This window comes from Mesorhizobium sp. M0618 (genome assembly GCF_040320765.1).
Lineage (GTDB): Bacteria > Pseudomonadota > Alphaproteobacteria > Rhizobiales > Rhizobiaceae > Mesorhizobium.
The window spans coordinates 1-7032 of the sequence record NZ_JAMYQH010000065.1; the positions used below are offsets into that span (position 1 = coordinate 1).

Sequence of the window (7032 nt, forward strand, 5' to 3'; positions counted from 1 at the left end):
GCTTCGTCGTCATCGCAAGATCCCCGTTTCAAAAACAGGGAATCACATCCACACAATTTTGCAACAGGCCCGCAAGGGGGGAGATTGGCTGTCACACCGGCTTTCGCCAATCTCCACCGGTGAAGGTACGAGCGAGCGCCGATGCTGCAGATCTCCCTCCTTGCGGGGGAGATGGCCGGCAGGCCAGAGGGGGGTGCTGTCCCGCCGACATCAAATAATTCTCGGCCGTGGCAGTATCCTGTTGCGTCGCCTGGCAACCAAGCGGCCCTGCGACGGCGCGCTGCGCTCCAGCCCCGCCAGGCAATCCCGCAGCACACCGGCATCCTGCGCCGTCTTGGCCATCGACATCGCCCCGGAATAGGCGGCGACCGTCAGCGCGGCGAAGCGTTCGGGGTCCGTGCCCTCGTCCTTGCCCGCCTGCTGGTCGGCACGCACCTTGTCGGCAATCGCCTGCCGCCACCCGCCAAAGATACCGGCAAGGGCAAGGCGGAAATCGGGATCGGCAAGCGACAGTTCGTGCGCCAGATTGTTGAGCGGGCAGCCGCGCACGAACCCCTGCTGCTCCAGTTCCGCCGCCACGGCCTCGAACACCGAGCGCACGCCCTCGCGCACTGACGCCGCCGCCAGCACCGGCGCGATCCATGTCTCTTCGACTGCTGCCGCCACACGCTCGTCGATCACAGCCAGCGCCAGCGCCTTCTTGGTCGGGAAATGGTGATGCAGCGCTCCGCCGCTGACATCAGCCGCCGCCATCAGATCGCCGATGCTGGAGGCGTGATAGCCGCGCGCCTGGAACGCGTCCTCGGCGACATCGAGCACTTTCTTGCGCATGCCTTCAGGGTCGTTGATGCGTTTTCCCGGGCGCGGTTTTGGCTGGACGGTCATCTCTGCTGACATTGCCGAACTTTAGCATGTTGACAAAACAGGACAACCGGTCTGTTTTACAAAACAGGATGATCACCCTGTTTTGGAGAATGTCGGATGAACCTGCCCCAGAACGTCGCGCCGAAACCCACGGCGCTCGCCTCGCCTGTCGTCGAGTTGCGGCAATACACGCTGAAGCCCGGCCGGCGCGACACGCTCATCGGCATCTTCGACGGCAGGCTGATCGAGGGCCAGGAGGACGCCGGCATGAACGTCATCGGCCAGTTCCGGGACCTCGATCGGCCTGACATGTTTGTCTGGATGCGCGGCTTCGACGGCATGGATGCGCGGAAAAATGCTCTCGCCGCTTTTTATGGCGGGCCGGTCTGGGCGGCGCACAGTGATGCGGCCAACGCGACGATGATCGATTCCGACGATGTGCTGCTGCTCAAGCCGGCGTGGCCGGGCGCCGGCTTCGACCTGGCGGGCAAGCAGCGGCCAAGCCTGGCCGATGACGAAAAGCCCATTCAAAACAAACCGCTGACCGGCATCGTTGTCATCGAGATTCATCATTCGCAGCCCGGCACGGAGGCAGATTTCGCCACTCGCTTCGAGATTGAGACGGCGTGCCTGATGACGGCCGACGCACGCCTGCTCGCCGCTTTCGTTACCGAGCATGCCGAAAACAGTTTTCCGCGCCTGCCGGTACGGGCTGATGAAAACGTCTTCATCAGCGTCATGGGTTTTGCCAGCACCGAGGCGCATGCCCATCATAAGGCCGCCCTCGCCGCTTCGCCGGCATGGCAGGATTTTTGGCAGGCCGCGCAGCTCGGCCTGACCAAACCAACGGAGACTTTGCGGCTGTCGCCGACATCGCAATCACTGGTCGGGCGCTATTCCTAAAGCGCGTCGACGCGCTTTAGGAATAGGCCTTTTTTGTGCATGTCGTTCTCCCAAAACCGGGGGCACTTTTGGGCGACATGCATCAGACTTCAAACGCCTCGATGATGGCCTTGGCGACGAGGCCTGGATCTTCCCAATGCGGGTTGTGGCCACAGCTCTCGGCCCGAACGAAGACGGCTTCTGCAAGAGCGGATTGCAACGCCTGCTGGTGCGCCTCGCCGAACAGCGGGTCGCACGCGCCGGCGATGATCAGCGTCCGGGCCTGCACGGCCCGCGCAGCATCGGTCAGGTCGGCGCGGCGGATTTCCTCGAGAATCGCGCGCCAGCGCGGGGTCGGCATCGCCGAGGCCTCTTGCGCCAAGCCGGCGAGAAAGGCTGCGGGCACGTCGGAACTACAGCCATGCCACCAGGCATAGAACGGATCGACCGGCGATATCGGATCCCGCAGCGCCTCGATGCTCACCACCAGCGGATGACCCGGCGCGAAATCGGGCTTCAACGTACTGGCCATGACAACCAGCCCACCGACAAGCTCACCATGCCGCGCGGCCAATGCGATGGCCACCATGGCGCCAAGCGAATGGCCGACGACGACCGGCCGGTCGAGCCGCAAGATCTGGATCAACCCGGCAATGTCGTCGGCGAAATCTGCGACGCTGCACCCCCTGCCAGCCTGCGAGGCGCCGTGGCCGCGCAGATCCGGCATGATCAGACGACGGCCGGCCAGATATGGCGCCAGAAGCGAAAAACTGCGGCTGGTGTCGGTGAAGCCGTGCACCAACAGCAGTGCCGGCTGGGCGCCCGATATCTCGACATAGGCGATGTCGAGATCGCCGACAGTGACGAACTGCTTGCGGCCGGCCCAGGCGCCCTGCTCCGCCACCACATCCTGCTTCGGCAAGTCATCGAGCGCGGCCGCTCTCACAGGCCGAGCTTTTCCTTGACCGCGGCGAGGCCCGGCTTGCCGTCGAAGGTGGTGACGCCGGCGAGCCAGGCGTCGAGGCGGCTTTTGTTCGCCGTGATTGCCTTCAGCGCCCCGTCCTCCGGCTTCATGCCGTCATTGATCAGATAGCCCATGCCGACATTCTCGAAATCGATGTCGAAGGCGAGATTCCCGAGGAATTGCGCGACGTTCGGGCATTGCTGCAGATAGCCCTTGCGCACCTGCGTCGTCACGGTCGCGGCGCCGAAATTCGGGCCGAAGAATTTGTCGCCACCTGTCAGGTACTTGAAGTCGTACATCGTGTTCATCGGATGCGGCGCCCAGCCCTGGAAGACGATGAACTGCTTTTCCTTGATCTCGTAGCCGACCTCGGAAAGCATGCCGGCTTCGCTGGACTCGACCACTTGCCAGCCGTCCAGGCCAAAGGCGGGATCGGCGATGGCGTCCATCATCAACTGGTTGGAGCCGGGCTCGATGCCGTACATTTTCTTGCCGAACTTGTCCGCGAACTTGTGCAGGTCGGAGATATCCTTGACGCCGGCCTCCCAGACATAGGTCGGCACGGCGAATGTGTATTTGGCGCCTACGAGATTGACGCGCACATTCTCGACCGAGCCGTCCTTCTTGTAGGGCTCATAATAGGTGACCATGGCCGGGTCCCAGTAGCCCAGGAACAGGTCGAGATCCCTGTTCTTCATGCCCTCGTAGATGACGTTGATGCCGAGCACCTGGCTTTGCGGCTGATAGCCGAGCGCCTCCAACAGGACGTTGGCGACCCCGGTGGTGAAGGCAAGGTCGTTCCAGCCGGGTTCGGCCATGCGGACCGTCTTGCACTCTTGGCCCTCGGCCGCCTGAGCCGTATGAGAGGCCAACATGAGGGCGGCCAAACAGACGCCGTTTGCAAGGATGCGCAACATTTCGGTTCTCCTCATTGTGATCAAATTGACCAATTGGTCTTTTTATTGTCCCATGGGTCAATGATTGATCTGAGCGGACGAAAATGTCAACGTGGATTCGCCATGCATGGACCGACCCCGTGAAACTCAAGCGTCTCAGTGAGATACGCCGCAAGGAGCTGCGGCAGGCGGCCTTCGTGGTTCTGGAGCGCGAAGGCATTGCCGGTGCGACCCTGGAAAAAGTGGCCGTCCAGGCAGGTGCCTCCAAGGGCATCGTGCTGCACTATTTCCGCAACAAGCAGGAATTGTTCGAGCACGCGATGCGCGAGGCCAATGCCGTCCTGTGCCAGGCGGTGATCGCGCGGCTTCGCCGGGCGCGTACGCCGATGGAGCGCATGGATGCGGTGATCGAGGGCAATTTCGAGGAGCATCTGTTCCAGCCGCCTCTGTGCCATGCCTGGCTGTCGCTCTGCGCCGAGGTGCCGCGCGACGAGAAGATGGCCCGTATCCAGCGGGTGATCCATGCGCGCATGCGCTCGAACCTGTTGTCGGGCCTGCACGGCCTCGCCTCGCCTGGAGACGCCGACGACATCGCGCTTGGCGTCACGGCGCTGATCGACGGGCTTTGGCTGCGGCTCGGCCTGCAGCCAGGCAGCGTGTCGCGGGAACAGGCGGTCCGCCAGGTCAAGAATTATGTCGCGGGTCGGTTGACTTTGGGGAAGCTTGCGACCGCCGGGGCTTAAACCAACTCGGCTGGCCTGCCGGATGGCAACGGTCGAAGTTCATACCGTGGGATAGGCTGACGGCTTGACCTTGGCCGCCAATGTACGGCGCTCTCGACGACGCATAAATCTCGGAGCATCCCATGAGACTTCACAACAAGCGCGCGCTGGTCACCGGTGGATCGGACGGTATCGGCCTGGCAATCGCAGAAGCCTTTTTGCGCGAGGGTGCGGACGTCCTGATCGTCGGCCGCGACACCACCAAGCTCGACGCCGCCCGCAAGCATCTCGGCGGCACTATCGAGACGCTGCCGGCCGATCTTGCCACCTCGGCCGGCATCGCGGCCGTCGTCGAGCATGTGAAAAAATCGGGCAGGCCTCTCGATATCCTCGTCAACAATGCCGGAGTGGCTTTCCTGGTGCCGTTCGAGACCGTCAGCGTGGCGCAGTTCCAAGAATCCTTCGCGCTCAATGTGGCGGCGGTGTTCTTCCTCACGCAGGGCCTGCTGCCGCATCTGGCGGCCGGCGCATCGGTGATCAACATCTCGTCCTATTTCGCCAACAAGATGATCCCGAAGCGGCCGTCGAGCCTCTATTCCCTGTCGAAAGGCGCGTTGAACTCGCTGACCAAATCGCTGGCCTTCGAACTCGGCCCGCGCGGCATCCGCGTCAACGCCATCGCGCCCGGCACGGTCGACACAGCCATGCGGCGCAAGACCGTCGACAATTTGCCGGCCGAGGCAAAGGCCGAGCTGAAAGCCTATGTCGAGCGCAGCTATCCGCTTGGCAGAATCGGCCGCCCCGACGATCTGGCCGGTATCGCGGTCTATCTGGCCAGCGAAGAGGCCGCCTGGACCAGCGGTGGCATCTTCTCCGTCGACGGTGGCTATACCGCGGGGTGATCCGTCCGGTCGCCAGACCAGGCGCCGGCATTTTCCGCGGCGCCGCTTTCTACGAATCCGAGTGCGCCTACCGCCTCCAGGACCTGATCGCGAACCCAGCGATGGGGTGGCTCGTCGTCGTGGCGCGCGTGCCAGTACATCCTGATTTCCGGAACAGCAATGGGAAGTGGCGGTTCAAAGATGACGAGCGGCAGGGTCTTGGCCGCCCAAACCGCGAACTGCCTGGGAACTGCCGCCAGGTGGTTTCCGTTTGCCACTGCCAATGCGACAGCCTGAAAGTGCGGCAGGGCCAGGCTTACACGGCGCGTTCGTCCGATCTTGCGGAGCGCCTCGTCGGTGGAGCCCGACATCGAGCCATCGATAGAACGAAGAATATGGGGCAGTTCGCAGAAGAGCTCGATCGGTAGAAGCTCGCCTTCCATGATCCCCGCCTGCCTGATCGCAGCGTTGTCGCTCGCGGCGATGATGGCGAATGGTGAATGGAACAGAGGCGTGCTTGAGACCCAGTCGGAGACCTCCAGCGGACGCTCGAGCGCTACGTCGATTTCATCGTCCTGGAGCAGCCGCGAGACGTCGCCGCGCGCGCTGTCGAGAAACCTTAGCGACGCGCGCGGCGCGGCACCCGCGATGCGCGCCGCTAAAGTTGGCATCAGCATCATGGAAAAGAAATCCGCACCCATGAACGTGAAGGTTCGCTCCAGTTCCACCGGATCGAACGCCTTGGCCGAGTGGAAGACGCGTTCGATTTCACGAAGCGCCACGCGTAACGGCTCGGCCATGCTCTCGGCGCGTGGCGTCGGCATCATGTCATTGCCCCGTCGCACGAACAGCTGGTCGTTGAGGAGATGCCGCAAGCGATTGAGCGCAGCGCTGACGGCAGGCTGGCTGAGGCCGATCTGCTCGCCGGCACGCGTAACGCTTCTCTCCCGCAGAAGGGCGTCGAACACCCTGATGAGATTGAGGTCGAGCGCGTTCAAATTCATCGCATCAATTCGCCCCATACGATCATTCGATTTCCGTTGTCGGCATATCCCTGGCTAGATCGTCATCGGCCCAGCAGGCACAGGCAACAGGAGGATCAGACGGCCATGACAATGACCCCCGGCACGATCACAGGCAAGGAACTCTTCTGGTTCAACAACACGCTTGTCGCGATCCACGTCTCGTCGGCGGCAGGAGAGGACGGCACCTGCGTCGTCGAGCATCGCATGCCCTATGGCGACTCCCCGCCCCTGCATGTGCATCGCAGGGAGGACGAAGTGTTTCACATCCTGGACGGGAGACTGCGCTTTCAGATCGACGGCCACGAACGCATTGCTGAAGCCGGCGAAACCGTCATTGCGCCGAAAGGCCTGCCGCACACCTACCGGGTCGAATCGCGCGAAGGCGCGCGTACGCTCACCATCACGCGCGGTTCGGATTTCGAGACGATGCTGCGTCAGGCGAGCCGTCCCGCCGAACAGCCGGAGGTGCCGCCGCAGATGCAACCGACACCGGAAATCATCGCGGCACTGGTGCAGCTCTGCGCAGAAAACGGCATCGACATTGTCGGTCCGCCGCTAGGGTGAGAGGCCGAAACCGCGCATTCTTTCCCTTCTCCCGTTGTGGGAGAAGGTGGCCGCGAAGAGGTCGGATGAGGGGTGTTCCAGCTTGGCGCCGACGGCACTCCGTCACCCACCCCTCAACCGTCTCGGCGCTGCGCGCCGATCCACCTTCTCCCTCAAGGGGCCTGTTGCAAAATTGTGTGGATGTGATTCCCTGTTTTTGAAACGGGGATCTTGCGATGACGACGAAGCCGAGCG

8 protein-coding genes are annotated in these 7032 nt (G+C 62.9%); 4 read left to right on the forward strand and 4 right to left on the reverse strand.

Annotated features, from left to right (window positions below; translation table 11 throughout):
• Positions 1–210 precede the first annotated feature (210 nt).
• Positions 211–885 carry a TetR/AcrR family transcriptional regulator gene (locus NKJ04_RS33335; protein WP_352553856.1) on the reverse strand — a complete coding sequence of 225 codons (675 nt, stop codon included), beginning with the start codon at positions 883–885 and terminating at the stop codon, positions 211–213.
• Positions 886–981: 96 nt separating this feature from the next.
• Between NKJ04_RS33335 and NKJ04_RS33340 the strand changes: the two genes are divergently transcribed.
• Positions 982–1767, forward strand: a complete 786-nt coding sequence (locus tag NKJ04_RS33340) for an NIPSNAP family protein (protein ID WP_352680071.1) — start codon at positions 982–984, stop codon at positions 1765–1767.
• 82 nt (positions 1768–1849) lie between these two features.
• Here the strand turns inward: NKJ04_RS33340 and NKJ04_RS33345 are convergent, their stop codons facing one another.
• Positions 1850–2692, reverse strand: a complete 843-nt coding sequence (locus tag NKJ04_RS33345; RefSeq protein ID WP_352680072.1) for an alpha/beta fold hydrolase — start codon at positions 2690–2692, stop codon at positions 1850–1852.
• Positions 2689–3627 (reverse strand): choline ABC transporter substrate-binding protein, encoded by a 939-nt coding sequence (gene choX, locus NKJ04_RS33350; protein WP_352680074.1) that lies wholly within the window; start codon positions 3625–3627, stop codon positions 2689–2691. The genes NKJ04_RS33345 and choX overlap by 4 nt, the downstream gene beginning before the upstream one ends.
• Positions 3628–3710: 83 nt before the next feature.
• On the opposite strand from choX, the gene betI reads away from it, so the two are divergent.
• Both betI and NKJ04_RS33360 read left to right on the forward strand, forming a co-directional pair.
• Positions 3711–4349 (forward strand): choline-binding transcriptional repressor BetI, encoded by a 639-nt coding sequence (betI, locus tag NKJ04_RS33355; protein WP_352680076.1) that lies wholly within the window; start codon positions 3711–3713, stop codon positions 4347–4349.
• A 122-nt stretch (positions 4350–4471) separates the two neighbouring features.
• Positions 4472–5230 carry an SDR family NAD(P)-dependent oxidoreductase gene (locus tag NKJ04_RS33360; RefSeq protein WP_352680078.1) on the forward strand — a complete coding sequence of 253 codons (759 nt, stop codon included), beginning with the start codon at positions 4472–4474 and terminating at the stop codon, positions 5228–5230.
• On the opposite strand, the gene NKJ04_RS33365 is transcribed toward NKJ04_RS33360, so the two are convergent.
• Positions 5215–6213 (reverse strand): LysR family transcriptional regulator, encoded by a 999-nt coding sequence (locus NKJ04_RS33365; RefSeq protein WP_352680080.1) that lies wholly within the window; start codon positions 6211–6213, stop codon positions 5215–5217. The two genes, NKJ04_RS33360 and NKJ04_RS33365, sit on opposite strands and share 16 nt — an antisense overlap.
• A gap of 105 nt (positions 6214–6318) precedes the next feature.
• Between NKJ04_RS33365 and NKJ04_RS33370 the strand changes: the two genes are divergently transcribed.
• Positions 6319–6798: a cupin domain-containing protein gene (locus NKJ04_RS33370; RefSeq protein ID WP_031213895.1), complete on the forward strand. Its 480-nt coding sequence runs from the start codon at positions 6319–6321 to the stop codon at positions 6796–6798.
• Positions 6799–7032: the final 234 nt, after the last annotated feature.

Coding starts and splice junctions, on each gene's coding strand:
- NKJ04_RS33360 (WP_352680078.1), top strand. CDS start 4,472: ATGAGACTTCACAACAAGCGCGCGCTGGTCACCGGTGGATCGGACGGT.
- NKJ04_RS33370 (WP_031213895.1), top strand. CDS start 6,319: ATGACAATGACCCCCGGCACGATCACAGGCAAGGAACTCTTCTGGTTC.
- betI (WP_352680076.1), top strand. CDS start 3,711: ATGTCAACGTGGATTCGCCATGCATGGACCGACCCCGTGAAACTCAAG.
- NKJ04_RS33340 (WP_352680071.1), top strand. CDS start 982: ATGAACCTGCCCCAGAACGTCGCGCCGAAACCCACGGCGCTCGCCTCG.
- choX (WP_352680074.1), bottom strand. CDS start 3,627: ATGTTGCGCATCCTTGCAAACGGCGTCTGTTTGGCCGCCCTCATGTTG.
- NKJ04_RS33365 (WP_352680080.1), bottom strand. CDS start 6,213: ATGAATTTGAACGCGCTCGACCTCAATCTCATCAGGGTGTTCGACGCC.
- NKJ04_RS33335 (WP_352553856.1), bottom strand. CDS start 885: ATGACCGTCCAGCCAAAACCGCGCCCGGGAAAACGCATCAACGACCCT.